The sequence below is a fragment of the Pseudomonas sp. Pseusp49 genome (assembly GCF_059491875.1).
This window is the reverse complement of record NZ_CP168514.1, coordinates 5,124,038-5,138,295: the sequence shown is the minus strand read 5'-3', so window position 1 is coordinate 5,138,295 and position 14,258 is coordinate 5,124,038. Positions and strand designations below refer to the sequence as shown.

The window sequence follows — 14,258 nt, the reverse complement described above, 5'->3', positions numbered from 1 at the left end:
ATGCACATTTCATCGGGTCGCTGGGTTTACGGTCTGTTCCTGGCCTTGCTGACCGCGTTGTTGTGGGGAATCCTGCCGATCAAGCTCAAGCAAGTGTTGCTGGTGATGGACCCGGTGACGGTGACCTGGTTTCGCCTGCTGGTGTCTGGCGGTTGCCTGTTCATTTACCTGGCGGCTACCAGGCGCCTGCCCAGCCGCAAAGTGCTCGGTCCTCGCGGTGGCTGGCTGGTGCTGATGGCTGTGCTCGGCCTGGTGGGCAACTATGTCCTGTATTTGATGGGCCTGAACCTGCTCAGCCCCGGCACCGCGCAACTGGTGGTGCAGATGGGGCCGATCATGCTGCTGATCGCCAGTCTGTTTGTGTTCAAGGAACGCTTCAGCCTGGGGCAGGGGATTGGCTTGCTGGTGCTGCTGATCGGCTTTGCGCTGTTCTTCAACCAGCGTTTGAGTGAATTGCTCACGTCGCTGACCGACTACACCGCCGGCGTGCTGCTGGTGCTGCTGGCGTCCACGGTCTGGACCTTCTATGCCCTGGGGCAGAAGCAATTGCTGACGGTGTGGAACTCGCTGCAGGTGATGATGGTGATCTACCTGTTTTGCGCGGCGCTGCTGACGCCCTGGGTGCATCCGCTCGAAGCGCTGCAACTGAACCCCTTGCAGGGTTGGTTGCTGCTGGCGTGCTGCCTCAACACCCTGATTGCCTATGGCGCGTTTGCCGAGGCCCTGGCCCACTGGGAAGCTTCCCGGGTCAGCGCGACGCTGGCCATCACGCCGTTGGTGACTTTTGCCGCGGTTGCCATGGCGGCATGGCTGTGGCCCGACTATGTGCATGCCGAGACGATCAATGGGTTGGGTTATGGCGGTGCGGTGCTGGTGGTGCTGGGGTCAGCGCTGGTGGCGTTGGGGCCGTCGTTGATTGCCGGGTTGAAGGCGCGGAAAGTGCGGATGGCAGCCAGTTAGACTGCGTCATCGTTCATCGCGGGCAAGCCACGCTCCCACAGGTTTTGCGTCGTCCACAATGTTCATGGAAGACTCGAAACCTGTGGGAGCGGGCTTGCCCGCGAAGACGGACTATCAGGCGCTACAGATTCAGCCCTTGGCCCCGGCCTCCAGCATGTTCTCCGGCCTCACCCACGTATCGAACTCCTCATCGGTCAGATACCCCAACTGCAACGCCGCCTCACGCAAGGTCAACCCTTCGCTGTAGGCCTTCTTGGCGATCTCCGCCGATTTGTCGTAACCAATGTACGGGTTCAGCGCCGTCACCAGCATCAAGCCACGTTCCAGGTGTTCAGCCATTTTTTCCGCATCCGGCTCCAGGCCGGCCACGCAATGCTGCTGGAAGTTGCTGCAGCCATCACCGAGCAATCGGATCGATTGCAGCAGGTTATGGATGATCACCGGTTTGAACACGTTCAACTGCAAGTGGCCCTGACTGGCCGCAAAGCCGATAGCGACGTCATTGCCCAGCACCTGGCAGGCCAGCATCGATAGCGCTTCGCACTGGGTCGGGTTGACCTTGCCCGGCATGATCGAACTGCCCGGTTCATTGGCCGGGAGCCTGACTTCGGCAAAGCCGGCGCGGGGCCCGGAGCCCAGCAGGCGCAGGTCGTTGGCGATTTTCATCAGGGTCACGGCGAGGGTTTTCAGTGCGCCGGACAGCGTGGTCAGCGGCTCATGGCCGGCCAGTGCGGCGAATTTGTTCGGCGCGGTGATAAACGGCAAGCCGGAGAGGGCGGCCAGTTCGGCGGCGATGGCTTCACCGAAACCGTGGGGCGAATTCAGCCCGGTACCGACCGCAGTGCCGCCCTGGGCCAGCTCGCAGACCGCAGGCAGTGCGCTGCGGATCGCCCGCTCGGCGTAATCGAGTTGCGCAATGAAGGCGGAGATTTCCTGGCCGAAGCTGATCGGTGTCGCATCCATCATGTGGGTGCGACCGGTCTTGACCAGCTTCATATGACGAGCAGCCAGCTCGGCCAGGCCGCCGGACAGCTCGCTGATCGCCGGCAGCAAGTGCTGTTGCACCGCCTGGACGGCGGCGATGTGCATGGCGGTGGGGAAGCAGTCGTTGGAGCTCTGGGAGCGATTGACGTGATCGTTGGGGTGCACCGGGGACTTGCCGCCACGGGGGTTGCCGGCCAGCTCGTTGGCGCGACCGGCGATCACTTCGTTGACGTTCATGTTGCTCTGGGTGCCACTGCCGGTTTGCCAGACCACCAGCGGAAACTGGTCGTCGTGGTCGCCGGCGAGCACCTCGTCGGCGGCCTGCTCGATCAGACGGGCGATATCGGCGGGCAGGTCGCCGTTGCGATCATTGACCCGCGCCGCGGCTTTCTTGATCAGCGCCAGGGCATGCAACACCGCCAGCGGCATGCGTTCGTTGCCGATGGCGAAGTTGATCAGCGAGCGTTGCGTCTGAGCACCCCAATAGGCTTCATCCGGGACTTCAACCTGGCCGAGGCTGTCGGTTTCGATACGGCTCATCTTGCTCACTCCTGTAGGTCCGATTGCGCAGTTTAGGCCGTGATCGACGGCCGTGGTTCCATCAGTCTGAATTTGACCATTCAACCCCTCTAAATCAGGTGCGACAAGGCTTGGGGTTGAGCGACACACTTTTTTAGGCGCAGAATGGAGGCCCTTGGGGTCTTACCTCGCCAGCTAGAAAAGGAAACTCGATGACTCGTCTTCGTGCCATCTGTACCGCCGTTGCTTTGGTCTGCGCCAGCGGCCAGGTTCTCGCCGACACCGCCAGCCATAACGCCAGTGCCGAGGCTTTCCTGACCATGGCGCACGCTGACAAACTGGGCACCCCGGTGTACATGCAAGTACAGCAGATGTTTGCCCAGCGTTTCGAACAGACCAAAGCCCCTGAATCGAAAAAAGCCGTACTGGAAACCTACCAGGCCAAGGCTAACGCCGCTCTGGACCAGGCCATTGGCTGGAACAAGCTGAAGCCGGACATGGTCAAGCTGTACACCAGCAACTTCAGCGAATCCGAGCTCAAGGACCTGGTTGCGTTCTACCAGTCGCCACTGGGCAAGAAAGTCATGGAAAAAATGCCCCAGCTGACCCAGCAATCGGCCCAGATGACCCAGTCCAAGCTGGAAAGCGCGGTGCCGGTGGTCAACAAGCTGCTGGCTGACATGACCGCCGAGCTGACCCCGAAAGACGCGGCTGCACCCGCCAAGAAAAAGCCTTAAGCGGAGTTCGGTATGACTATGCAACAACGCATCGAATCGACGCTGGCCCTGCTTCAGCCCGAGCATCTGCAAGTGCTGGATGAGAGCCACATGCACAGCCGTGGGCTGCAAACCCATTTCAAGGCCGTGGTGGTCAGCGCGCAGTTCGATGGCCTGAATCGGGTCAAGCGTCACCAGAAAGTCTACGGCACGCTCGGCGAGCTGATGGGCGAGTTCCATGCGTTGGCGCTGCATACCTACACGCCAGAGGAATGGGCACAGATCGACGCGGCTCCGGCCTCGCCGACCTGTGCGGGCGGAGAAAAGCAGTAAAAACAGCGGCAAGCTGCAAGCCGCAAGATTGACACGATCTGATTTTATCTTGCGGCTTGAAGCTTACCGCTTGAAGCTGTCTTTTTGTTAGAATGCCCAACGCGCCGCTCACCCGGCGCGTTTTTTTTCGCATCCGGTTCACCCCTTACGAGGGTAGCCACCTGGAGATTTACCCATGACACAACAGATTGTCGTGGCGGCACTGTATAAGTTCGTCACCCTGGAAGATTACGTCGCCCTGCGCGAGCCCCTGCTGCAAGCGATGATCGACAACGGCATCAAAGGCACCCTGCTGATTGCCGAAGAAGGCATCAACGGCACCGTGTCCGGCAGCCGCGAAGGCATCGACGGGCTGATGGCCTGGCTCAAGAACGATCCGCGCATGGACGACATCGACCATAAAGAGTCGTACTGCGACGAGCAGCCGTTCTACCGCACCAAAGTCAAACTCAAGAAAGAAATCGTCACCCTTGGCGTGGAAGGCGTGGACCCGAACAAGAAGGTCGGTACCTACGTCGACCCGCAAGACTGGAACGCGCTGATCAGCGACCCGGAAGTGCTGTTGATCGACACCCGTAACGATTACGAAGTCTCGATTGGCACCTTCGAAGGCGCCATCGACCCGAAAACCACCAGTTTTCGCGAATTTCCCGACTACATCAAAGCCAACTTCGATCCGGCCGTGCACAAGAAGGTCGCGATGTTCTGCACCGGCGGCATCCGCTGCGAGAAGGCGTCGAGCTACATGCTCAGCGAGGGCTTCGGTGAGGTCTACCACCTCAAGGGCGGTATCCTGAAGTACCTCGAAGAGGTGCCCCAGGAAGAAACCAAGTGGCAGGGCGACTGCTTCGTGTTCGACAACCGCGTGACCGTGCGTCACGACCTGAGCGAAGGTGACTACGATCAATGTCATGCCTGTCGCACACCGGTCAGCATCGAAGACCGCGCGTCCGAGCATTACGTGGCCGGCATCAGTTGCCCGCATTGCTGGGATAAGCTGAGTGATAAGACCCGTCGCAGTGCCATCGACCGGCAGAAGCAGATCGAGCTGGCCAAGGCTCGTAACCAGCCTCACCCGATCGGCTACAACTACAAGCAAGCATCCACCGAGGCCTGAACCATGTCTGCGCGCCTGCTCTATGTGATGGATCCGATGTGTTCCTGGTGCTGGGGGTTCGCCCCGGTGGCCAACGCGCTGGTCGAGCAGGCGCAAGCCGCGGGTGTGGATGTGCATCTGATCGTGGGTGGTTTGCGCACCGGTAGCGGTGCGGCGCTGGAGCCGACCACCCGACGCTATATTTTTGAGCATTGGCAGGCGGTCAACGAGGCCACTGGCCAGCCGTTCAAGCTCGATGGCGCGCTGCCCGACGGTTTTGTCTACGATACCGAGCCTGCCTGTCGGGCCTTGGTGACGGCGCGCAGCCTGGCGCCGGATTGCGCGTTGAAACTGCTCGGGCTGATTCAGCACGCATTTTATGCCGAAGGCCGTGATGTCACCCAGGCCGGTGTGTTGGTCGAGTTGGCAGAACAGGCCGGTTTGCCGCGCATCGAGTTTGCAGGTGCTTTCGATCGGGCTGATATGCACGCAGCCACCGCCGCTGACTTCACCTGGGTCCAGGACCTGGGCATCGCTGGATTTCCTACATTGCTCGCTGAGCGCAAGGGTCAATTGGCATTGCTGACCAACGGCTATCAGCCTCTGAGTGTGCTGTCCCCGCTGCTCGGCCGCTGGCTGGAGCGCGCTGCCTGTGCATGACCTGCCTGATGACGTCGCCACCGCTAAACGTGTCGACCGTCTGAGTTGGGCGGAAATCCGTCGTCTGGCCCTGCATCACAAGAAATCCCTGTGGATCGCCAACGGCGTGGCCGTGCTGGCGACCTTGTGCAGCGTGCCGATTCCCTTGCTCCTGCCATTGCTGGTGGACGAGGTGTTGCTGGGGCACGGTGACGCCGCGCTGAAGATCATGAACCATGCGCTGCCCGAAGGCTGGCAAAAAGCGGCGGGCTACATCGGCCTGATGCTGCTGGTGACCTTGACCCTGCGTTGCACGGCGTTGCTGTTCAACGTGGTGCAGGCGAAATTGTTCGCCGGGTTGGCCAAGGACATCGTCTACCGCATTCGCATACGCCTGATCGAACGGCTCAAGCGTATCTCGCTGGGTGAATACGAAAGCTTGGGCAGCGGCACGGTGACCACGCATCTGGTCACCGATCTGGACACGCTGGACAAATTCGTCGGTGAAACCCTCAGCCGTTTCCTCGTGGCCATGCTGACCCTGGTCGGTACGGCAGGCATTCTGATGTGGATGCACTGGAAACTGGCATTGCTGATCCTGCTGTTCAACCCGCTGGTGATCTACGCCACGGTGCAGTTGGGCAAACGGGTCAAGCACCTGAAGAAACTCGAGAACGACAGCACTTCGCGCTTTACCCAGGCGCTGACCGAAACCCTCGATGCCATCCAGGAAGTTCGCGCCGGCAACCGTCAGGGTTTTTTCCTCGGTCGCTTGGGGCAACGCGCCCGTGACGTGCGCGACTATGCGGTGAATTCGCAATGGAAAACCGATGCGTCGAACCGGGCCAGCGGTTTGTTGTTCCAGTTCGGCATCGATATTTTCCGCGCAGCGGCCATGCTCACGGTGCTGTTCTCCGACCTGTCCATCGGCCAGATGCTCGCGGTGTTCAGCTACCTGTGGTTCATGATCGGTCCGGTCGAACAGCTGCTGAACCTGCAATATGCCTACTACGCTGCCGGTGGTGCGCTGTCGCGGATCAATGAGCTGCTGTCGCGCGCGGATGAGCCTGAATACCCGGGCGGCGTCGACCCGTTCATCGGGCGCGAGACGGTCGGGCTGGAAGTACAAGGGTTGAGCTTCGGTTATGGCGATGAACTGGTCCTGAACCAGATGAACCTGTCCATCGCCCCCGGCGAAAAGGTCGCGATCGTCGGCGCCAGTGGCGGGGGCAAGAGCACGCTGGTGCAACTGCTGCTGGGCTTGTACACGCCGTTGGCCGGAACCATTCGCTTTGGCGGTTCGACCCAGCAGGAGATTGGTCTGGAAACCGTGCGGGAAAATGTTGCCGTGGTCCTGCAACATCCGGCGCTGTTCAACGACACTATCCGGGCCAACCTGACCATGGGTCGCGAGCGCAGTGACGAGGCTTGCTGGCATGCACTGGAAATCGCCCAATTGCACGGCACGGTGCGGGATTTGCCGAATGGCCTGGACAGCGTCGTCGGGCGCTCCGGCGTGCGTTTGTCCGGCGGACAGCGCCAACGCCTGGCCATCGCCCGGATGGTGCTGGCCGAGCCCAAGGTGGTGATCCTCGACGAAGCCACCTCTGCGCTGGATGCCGCCACCGAATACAATCTGCACCAGGCCCTGGCGCGGTTTTTGAGCAACCGCACCACATTGATCATTGCCCACCGCCTGTCGGCGGTGAAACAGGCCGACCGAGTGCTGGTGTTCGACGGCGGCCAGATCGCAGAAGATGGCGATCATCAGCAACTGATTGCTGACGGTGGTTTGTACGCCAAGCTATACGGTCACTTGCAGCGGTTGTAGCCGGATGTCATCAATATTATAAAAAAAAATCGTCGCGGCCGAATTCAGTGGCCGCGATACACCCTCCGGGCATAGCTTGTCGCTTGCCGGGATCGGAATCGCAACCTAGTCTAGCGTTAGCGATTTCGTCCGGAAGACGAGCAAGCAGTGCTAATGCAAGGGACCTCATGAATCAAACGCGGACTCTCGGAACGCCACGGTTGTTGGGCATTGTCTGGCCATTTATCGCCGTTGTGTTGTTTCAAGCCTTGCTGGGCGGCGTTAGCCTTTATGTGCTGTCGGCTGTTCGCGGCTATGTTGCCGGCGAAAGCCTTTGGTCCAAGGGCCAGAAAGATGCCATCTATTACCTCAACCTTTACGCCGACAGCGGCGACGAAGGGACATTTCATAAGTACCAGAACGCCATTTCCGTGCCCCAAGGCGGGCATGAATTGCGTGTGGCGCTGGATCAGCATCCGCCGAACATCGAAGCGGCGCGCCTGGCGATTCTCAAGGGGGGCAACCACCCGGACGACGTTTCCAGCCTGATCTGGCTGTACCTCAACTTTCGTCACTTCAGTTACCTCGAAAAAGCCATCGATCTGTGGACCGTGGGTGATGCCTATCTGGCCAAGCTCGACGACGTTGCCAGGGACATGCATCAGCACATCAATGCCAGGCCTGCCTCTGTTGCGGATATCCAGCGCTGGAAGGAGCAGATCTTCGCGATCAATGATGAAGTGACTCCGGCTGCGAAAGCCTTCAGTGATGCGCTGGGGGAAGGGTCGCGGGTCATTCTTCGTCTGCTGTTGCTGACTAACCTCGCCACTGCGCTTGGATTGATTGCACTGGCTCTGATGCGCACCCACAAGCTGCTCAAGCAGCGCCATGCCTTCGCCGATGCGCTGCAGCTTGAGAAAGAACGGGCGCAGATCACCCTGCAATCGATTGGCGACGGCGTGATCACCACGGATGTTTCCGGTGCGATTGCCTACATGAATCCGGCGGCCGAGGCATTGACCCACTGGAAGGCCGAGCAGGCGACAGGCTTGCCGCTGGCGGCGCTGTTCAACCTGTTGGACGAAGAGGCCCAGACCGATGGCTTCACCCTTATCGAGCATATTCTCAGCGGCCAGCTCAGTGGCGGCAGCGAGCACTCCAGGCTGATTCAACGCCTGGACGGCAGCACGGTGTCGGTCACGCTGGTGGGCGCGCCCATCCGCAATGCCGGCAAAGTCAGCGGGACTGTGCTGGTGCTGCATGACATGACCCAGGAGCGGCAATACATCGCCAATCTGTCATGGCAGGCGACGCACGATGCCTTGACCGGACTCGCCAATCGCCGTGAGTTCGAATATCGCCTGGAACAGGCGCTGCACAACCTGACCCGCTACTCGGGGCGCCATGCGCTGATGTTCCTCGATCTGGATCAGTTCAAACTGGTCAACGATACCTGCGGCCATGCGGCGGGCGACGAACTGTTGCGGCATATCTGCGCCTTGCTGCAATCGGGGCTGCGCGAAGGCGATACCCTGGCGCGCCTTGGCGGTGACGAGTTCGGCATCCTGCTGGAAAACTGCGCGCCGGAAGCGGCGGAGAAAATTGCCGAAAGCCTGCGCCAGACTGTGCAAAATCTGCATTTTGTCTGGAAGGGCCGACCTTTCGTCACCACTGTCAGTATCGGGCTGGTTCATGTCGCGCAGAATCCGACGACGCTCGAAGTCTCGCTGCGTGCTGCTGACATGGCGTGCTACATGGCCAAGGAAAAGGGCCGCAACCGGGTCCAGGTCTATCATCCGGATGACTCGGAACTGTCCCTGCGTTTCGGCGAAATGGCCTGGGTGCAACGTTTGCACATGGCGCTGGAGGAAGATCGATTCTGTCTGTACGCCCAGGAAATCGTCCCCTTGGGTCATGTCGAGCGGGACGGCGGGCATATTGAAATTCTGCTGCGTTTGCATGATGAAGCCGGGCGGATGATCTTGCCCGACAGCTTCATTCCGGCTGCCGAGCGTTATGGCCTGATGAGCTCGCTTGATCGTTGGGTGGTGCAGAACGTGTTCAAGATCATTGCCCAATGCCGGGCCGAGCAAGGCCAGGGCCCGCTGGCCATGTGTGCGATCAATCTGTCAGGCACGACGATCGGGGATGAAGCGTTCCTGGACTTCCTGCGTGAACAGTTTGTGACGCATTCGATTCCGCCTGAAATGATTTGTTTTGAAATTACTGAAACCAGTGCTATTTCAAATCTTGGCAGTGCCATTAGATTCATTAATGAACTCAAAGGCTTAGGATGCCATTTTTCACTGGACGACTTTTGTGCCGGAATGTCCTCATTCGCGTACCTGAAACATTTGCCTGTAGACTTCTTGAAGATCGACGGGAGTTTCGTAAAGGATATGCTGGACGACCCGATTAACCGCGCCATGGTCGAGGTGATCAATCACATCGGCCATGTCATGGGTAAACGCACGATTGCCGAGTTTGTCGAAACGCCCCAGATCGAGCAGGCATTGCTGGAGATCGGGGTGGATTACGCTCAAGGGTATGTGATTGAACGCCCGCATCTGTTTACCAGCGATAGCTTGTTGAGTCGTCCTGCCAGGCCACAGCCGATGTTGTTCAAGGCCCCTGGCACGTTCCGTTGAAATTCCTGCCGGTCTTACAATCACAATCAAAAGGAGCTCGACAGTGATCGACACATTCAACCGAACCGGACCGCTCATGGAAGCTGCAAGTTACCCTGCCTGGGCCCAGCGCCTGATCCAGGATTGCAGCGAGAGCAAGCGCCGGGTTGTCGAACACGAACTGTACCAACGCATGCGAGACAACAAACTCAGTGCGAAGACCATGCGCCAGTACCTGATCGGTGGCTGGCCGGTGGTCGAACAGTTCGCGTTGTATATGGCACAAAACCTGACCAAGACCCGCTTCGCTCGTCATCCCGGCGAAGACATGGCCCGTCGCTGGCTGATGCGCAACATCCGCGTCGAATTGAACCACGCCGATTACTGGGTGCACTGGAGTCGCGCGCACGGTGTCAGCCTGGAGGACCTGCAGGCACAGCAGGTTGCACCGGAGCTTCACGCGTTGAGCCATTGGTGCTGGCACACCAGTTCGGCCGACTCGCTGATCGTTGCGATTGCCGCCACCAACTACGCCATCGAGGGAGCGACCGGTGAATGGTCGGCGGTGGTTTGTTCCAACGGTATCTACGCCGCCTCGTTCCCCGAGGAGGATCGCAAGCGGGCGATGAAGTGGCTGAAGATGCATGCCCAGTACGACGATGCCCATCCGTGGGAAGCCCTGGAAATCATCTGCACATTGGCGGGCACCAACCCGAGCAAAGCCCTGCAGGTGGAACTGCGCCAGGCCGTTTGCAAGAGTTACGACTACATGTACCTGTTTCTCGAGCGTTGCATGCAATTGGAGCACGCAGAGCGGGCACCGGTCGTGCGTGAGCGGATGGCATTGGCCGAAGGCTGATTCAGCTATCACGCAATAAAACTGTGGGAGCGGCGGTGCGACGATTCGACTTGCTCGCGAAAGCGGAGTGTCATTCAGCTTAGATGTCAGCTGATACGCCGCCTTCGCGAGCAAGCCCGCTCCCACATTGTCTTGTGTCGCAGCTAATGACTCAGCCCGCCATCTCCAGCCGGTTACGCCCTTCGCGCTTGGCCACATACAGCGCGCTGTCTGCCCGTCGCAACAGGCTGTCGGCGGACTCGCCTGGCAACAGGGTCGAACAGCCGAGGCTGACTGTCAGCAAGATCGTCTGCCCGTCGACCAGGTACTCTTCGGATTGCACCGCAAACCGCAGCCGTTCACCCACCATGGCCGCGGCTTCGCGGCTGGTATTGGACAGCAGTATCAGGAACTCTTCACCGCCATAGCGGAACACCATGTCGACGTTGCGTAGCTGGTTTTTGATCGAGGCGGCAACCGCCTTGAGCACGTGATCGCCAGTGCTGTGGCCATGGGTGTCATTGACCAGCTTGAAATGATCGATGTCCAGCATCAGCACCGATAACGGTTGCAGATGGCGCCGGGACAGCTCGATTTCCCTCTGCAGCGTCTGGTCCATGGCGATGCGGTTACCGGTGCCCGTTAGCGGGTCGCGCAGTGCGCTCTGGGTGGCAGTACGGTAAAGCAGCGCGTTGCGCATCGGAAACAGCAGCGCGGCCAGCAGCGATTCGAGATTGCCCTGTTCCTGTTCGCTGAAACGTTGATTGCGGCGGAAAATCAATTCACCCAGGTGTTCGCCATCGTGGCTGAGGTTGTAACTGATGGAATGGTGGCCACGCTGGCCGAATTCCAGGCGCAGATCACTGCTTTTGTGCAGGTAACACAAGGCGTCCAACGGCACCAATCGCTGAATCTCGCGGTAGAAAGTCCCAAGAATGCGTTGCGGTTCCAGACTGGTTTGCAGTTGCAGGCCCAGTTGCTGGCGCATTTGCGCAAGGCTGACGGGTCGTTCCAGAAGAGGCGGCTGCTGACCAAAGCCCAGGCGCTGCAATTTGGCGCTATCGAAGTCAATTGCGTTGGTCTGGGAAGGTGGTTTCATTAGGCGTGCGCCCCTGAGCAGTAAGGCTGTCTTACAAGCAGGGTGAGAGCGGCTTAGGGCTGCGCGTCGTACTGGTCCATCAGTCCCGTAGGACATTTCGTACAAGTTTAATCTGCTTTCTGGAAGATGAGTAACGACTGCACTCACGCTTCACCCCGTCTGCTTTCACGTTGCGTGTCTGAGCAAACTTAGAGCGAAAGTCGTGCCATTCGGTTCATCAAAATAAAATTCGTATTAAATCAAATGGTTGTGCTTCGACTACTACCGGTATGGCGCAGCGTGTGACGGTTGTTTGACAGGTGCCGGGGTGTCTTCGAGTGCCGCGGCGGGAAGCCGGCGCGGCACCGATAAGCGACGTATGGTCGTTATTGGGCGTTGAAGGCCTGACCATTGATACCCGTGCTGTCCGGGCCCATCAGGTAAAGGTAGACCGGCATGATCTCCTCGGGCGTCGGGTTGTTCAGCGGGTTTTCCCCCGGGTAGGCCTGGGCGCGCATGCTGGTGCGGGTAGCGCCCGGGTTGATGCTGTTGGAGCGCACCGGGGCCACGGTATCGACTTCGTCAGCCAGAGTTTGCATCAGGCCTTCGGTCGCGAATTTGGAGACGCCGTAAGCGCCCCAGTACGCACGCCCTTTGCGGCCGACGCTGCTGGAAGTGAACACCACCGAGGCGTCCTGCGACAGCTTGAGCAACGGCAGCAATGTGCTGGTGAGCATGAACATGGCATTGACGTTGACTTGCATGACCCGCATGAAGTTTTCGCCGGAAAGCTGCTCGATCGGCGTGCGCGGGCCGATGATCGAGGCATTGTGCAGCAAGCCGTCGAGATGCCCGAATTCGTTTTCGATCATCGCCGCCAGCTCATCGTACTGATGGGGCAGGGCGGTTTCGAGGTTGAACGGGATCACTGCCGGTTGTGGATGCCCGGCGGCTTCGATTTCGTCGTAGACCTGGGTCAGGTTGGCTTCGGTCTTGCCCAGCAGCAGCACGGTTGCGCCGTGGGCTGCGTAGGTCTTCGCCGCTGCGGCGCCGATGCCGCGTCCTGCGCCGGTGACCAGGATGACCCGATCCTTGAGCAGTTCGGGGCGGGCGGAATAATCAAACATAAAAAACCTCTACATAATCCATCAATAGAGCTGAAAAGATCGCAGCCTGCGGCAGCTCTTACGCCGATCGCGGTCCCCTTGTAGGAGCTGCCGAAGGCTGCGATCTTTTGACGTTAATCAGCAGCCACAGAGGGCGCTATCCAAAACCTTGCGCAACTCCAGCGGATGATCCACCACCACGTCCGCACCCCAGTGACGCGGGTTATCGTCAGGGTGGATGTAGCCGAAGGTCACCGCAGCTGTCCGGGTGCCGGCATCACGGCCCGACTCGATGTCGCGCAGGTCGTCGCCAACGAACAGCACGCTGGCCGGGTCCAGGTCGAGCATCTTGCACGCCAGGATCAGCGGCTCCGGATCCGGCTTGCTGTTCTTCACGTGATCCGGGCAGATCAGCAGCGCCGAACGCTCGGACAACCCCAGTTGTTGCATGATCGGCTCGGCGAAGCGCAATGGCTTGTTGGTGACCACGCCCCAGATCAGGTTGGCTTTCTCGATATCGGCGAGCAACTCGGCCATGCCTTCGAACAGCTTGCTGTGTACCGCACAACCGACGAGGTAGCGCTCCAGGAACTCCAGGCGCAAGGCTTCGAAACCCGGCGATTCCGGATCCATGGCGAAGGTCACGGCGACCATTGCCCTGGCGCCGCCGGAAATCTCGTCGCGGATGTGCTTGTCGTTCATCGGGGGCAAGCCGCGGTCGGCACGCATCGCCTGACAGATCGCAATGAAGTCTGGCGCGGTGTCGAGCAGGGTGCCGTCCATGTCGAAAAGAACTGCTCTGATTCGCATCGGCTTACTCCTCGCGCAGGGTCTGGATCATGTAGTTGACGTCCACATCGGCGGCCAGCTTGTAGTGCTTGGTCAGCGGGTTGTAGGTCAGGCCGATGATATCCTTGACGGTCAGGCCGGCCATGCGACTCCAGGCACCGAGCTCGGAAGGGCGGATGAACTTCTTGAAGTCGTGGGTGCCACGCGGCAGCAGCTTCATGATGTATTCGGCGCCGACGATGGCGAACAGGTACGCCTTGGGGTTGCGGTTGATGGTCGAGAAGAACACCTGGCCGCCGGGCTTGACCATGCGGAAGCAGGCGCGGATGACCGAAGACGGGTCTGGCACGTGCTCAAGCATTTCCAGGCAGGTGACCACGTCGAACTGCTCGGGCATTTCCTCGGCCAGGGCTTCGGCGGTGATCTGCCGGTATTCGACGTTGACGCCCGACTCCAGTTGATGCAATTGGGCAACCGCCAGCGGCGCTTCGCCCATGTCGATACCCATCACGGTTGCGCCGCGCTGGGCCATGGCTTCGCTGAGGATGCCGCCGCCGCAACCGACGTCGAGGACTTTCTTGCCGGCCAGATTGACCCGCTCGTCAATCCAGTTGACCCGCAGCGGGTTGATGTCGTGCAGCGGTTTGAATTCGCTTTCGCGGTCCCACCAGCGATGGGCCAGGGCCTCGAATTTGGCGATTTCGGCGTAGTCGACGTTGCTCATGGTTTAAGTCCTCTGAAACTTGAAAAATCCTGTTGCCCC

Annotated in this window: 13 protein-coding genes; 8 read left to right on the top strand and 5 right to left on the bottom strand. The window is 59.7% G+C overall.

The window, feature by feature from the left end:
• On the top strand, positions 1-960 hold the full coding sequence (locus ACEN83_RS22755; RefSeq protein WP_116580014.1) for a DMT family transporter: 960 nt from the start codon (positions 1-3) through the stop codon (positions 958-960).
• 129 nt (positions 961-1,089) lie between these two features.
• On the opposite strand, the gene ACEN83_RS22750 is transcribed toward ACEN83_RS22755, so the two are convergent.
• Positions 1,090-2,484, bottom strand: a complete 1,395-nt coding sequence (locus ACEN83_RS22750) for a class II fumarate hydratase (RefSeq protein WP_495578508.1) — start codon at positions 2,482-2,484, stop codon at positions 1,090-1,092.
• Between the two features lie 191 nt (positions 2,485-2,675).
• Here ACEN83_RS22750 and ACEN83_RS22745 point away from each other — a divergent pair, with 191 nt between their 5' ends.
• The 7 genes from ACEN83_RS22745 to ACEN83_RS22715 all read left to right on the top strand — a co-directional run bounded on the left by ACEN83_RS22745 (position 2,676) and on the right by ACEN83_RS22715 (position 10,543).
• Entirely contained in the window at positions 2,676-3,200 is a 525-nt protein-coding gene (locus ACEN83_RS22745) for a DUF2059 domain-containing protein (protein ID WP_007973670.1), read from the top strand.
• 12 nt (positions 3,201-3,212) lie between these two features.
• Positions 3,213-3,512, top strand: a complete 300-nt coding sequence (locus ACEN83_RS22740) for a BolA family protein (protein ID WP_095966338.1) — start codon at positions 3,213-3,215, stop codon at positions 3,510-3,512.
• A 175-nt stretch (positions 3,513-3,687) separates the two neighbouring features.
• Positions 3,688-4,629: an oxygen-dependent tRNA uridine(34) hydroxylase TrhO gene (trhO, locus tag ACEN83_RS22735; RefSeq protein WP_495578507.1), complete on the top strand. Its 942-nt coding sequence runs from the start codon at positions 3,688-3,690 to the stop codon at positions 4,627-4,629.
• 3 nt (positions 4,630-4,632) lie between these two features.
• Positions 4,633-5,268 (top strand): DsbA family protein, encoded by a 636-nt coding sequence (locus tag ACEN83_RS22730; RefSeq protein WP_218482784.1) that lies wholly within the window; start codon positions 4,633-4,635, stop codon positions 5,266-5,268.
• Positions 5,261-7,078, top strand: a complete 1,818-nt coding sequence (locus ACEN83_RS22725; protein ID WP_007973661.1) for an ABC transporter ATP-binding protein — start codon at positions 5,261-5,263, stop codon at positions 7,076-7,078. Before ACEN83_RS22730 ends, ACEN83_RS22725 begins: the two co-directional genes overlap by 8 nt.
• A 167-nt stretch (positions 7,079-7,245) precedes the next feature.
• Complete coding sequence (locus ACEN83_RS22720; protein WP_116580018.1) at positions 7,246-9,705, top strand: EAL domain-containing protein; 2,460 nt, start codon at positions 7,246-7,248, stop codon at positions 9,703-9,705.
• A 76-nt stretch (positions 9,706-9,781) separates the two neighbouring features.
• Positions 9,782-10,543 (top strand): iron-containing redox enzyme family protein, encoded by a 762-nt coding sequence (locus ACEN83_RS22715; RefSeq protein WP_256356713.1) that lies wholly within the window; start codon positions 9,782-9,784, stop codon positions 10,541-10,543.
• Between the two features lie 151 nt (positions 10,544-10,694).
• Here the strand turns inward: ACEN83_RS22715 and ACEN83_RS22710 are convergent, their stop codons facing one another.
• The 4 genes from ACEN83_RS22710 to ubiG all read right to left on the bottom strand — a co-directional run bounded on the left by ACEN83_RS22710 (position 10,695) and on the right by ubiG (position 14,219).
• A complete protein-coding gene (locus ACEN83_RS22710) occupies positions 10,695-11,621 on the bottom strand; it encodes a GGDEF domain-containing protein (RefSeq protein ID WP_116580020.1) in 927 nt (308 codons plus the stop codon).
• Between the two features lie 365 nt (positions 11,622-11,986).
• The gene (locus tag ACEN83_RS22705; RefSeq protein ID WP_015093975.1) at positions 11,987-12,727 is read right to left on the bottom strand and encodes a YciK family oxidoreductase; all 741 of its coding nucleotides are present in this window, start codon (positions 12,725-12,727) and stop codon (positions 11,987-11,989) included.
• 117 nt (positions 12,728-12,844) lie between these two features.
• Positions 12,845-13,516, bottom strand: a complete 672-nt coding sequence (gene mupP / locus ACEN83_RS22700) for an N-acetylmuramic acid 6-phosphate phosphatase MupP (protein ID WP_495578506.1) — start codon at positions 13,514-13,516, stop codon at positions 12,845-12,847.
• Positions 13,517-13,520: 4 nt separating this feature from the next.
• Positions 13,521-14,219 (bottom strand): bifunctional 2-polyprenyl-6-hydroxyphenol methylase/3-demethylubiquinol 3-O-methyltransferase UbiG, encoded by a 699-nt coding sequence (ubiG, locus tag ACEN83_RS22695; protein WP_007985381.1) that lies wholly within the window; start codon positions 14,217-14,219, stop codon positions 13,521-13,523.
• Between the last annotated feature and the right edge of the window lie 39 nt (positions 14,220-14,258).

What these genes read in the sequence shown, in the direction of transcription:
- ACEN83_RS22755 (WP_116580014.1), top strand. Translation starts at nt 1, where the DNA reads ATGCACATTTCATCGGGTCGCTGGGTTTACGGTCTGTTCCTGGCCTTG.
- ACEN83_RS22750 (WP_495578508.1), bottom strand. Translation starts at nt 2,484, where the DNA reads ATGAGCCGTATCGAAACCGACAGCCTCGGCCAGGTTGAAGTCCCGGAT.
- ACEN83_RS22745 (WP_007973670.1), top strand. Translation starts at nt 2,676, where the DNA reads ATGACTCGTCTTCGTGCCATCTGTACCGCCGTTGCTTTGGTCTGCGCC.
- ACEN83_RS22740 (WP_095966338.1), top strand. Translation starts at nt 3,213, where the DNA reads ATGACTATGCAACAACGCATCGAATCGACGCTGGCCCTGCTTCAGCCC.
- trhO (WP_495578507.1), top strand. Translation starts at nt 3,688, where the DNA reads ATGACACAACAGATTGTCGTGGCGGCACTGTATAAGTTCGTCACCCTG.
- ACEN83_RS22730 (WP_218482784.1), top strand. Translation starts at nt 4,633, where the DNA reads ATGTCTGCGCGCCTGCTCTATGTGATGGATCCGATGTGTTCCTGGTGC.
- ACEN83_RS22720 (WP_116580018.1), top strand. Translation starts at nt 7,246, where the DNA reads ATGAATCAAACGCGGACTCTCGGAACGCCACGGTTGTTGGGCATTGTC.
- ACEN83_RS22715 (WP_256356713.1), top strand. Translation starts at nt 9,782, where the DNA reads ATGGAAGCTGCAAGTTACCCTGCCTGGGCCCAGCGCCTGATCCAGGAT.
- ACEN83_RS22710 (WP_116580020.1), bottom strand. Translation starts at nt 11,621, where the DNA reads ATGAAACCACCTTCCCAGACCAACGCAATTGACTTCGATAGCGCCAAA.
- ACEN83_RS22705 (WP_015093975.1), bottom strand. Translation starts at nt 12,727, where the DNA reads ATGTTTGATTATTCCGCCCGCCCCGAACTGCTCAAGGATCGGGTCATC.
- mupP (WP_495578506.1), bottom strand. Translation starts at nt 13,516, where the DNA reads ATGCGAATCAGAGCAGTTCTTTTCGACATGGACGGCACCCTGCTCGAC.
- ubiG (WP_007985381.1), bottom strand. Translation starts at nt 14,219, where the DNA reads ATGAGCAACGTCGACTACGCCGAAATCGCCAAATTCGAGGCCCTGGCC.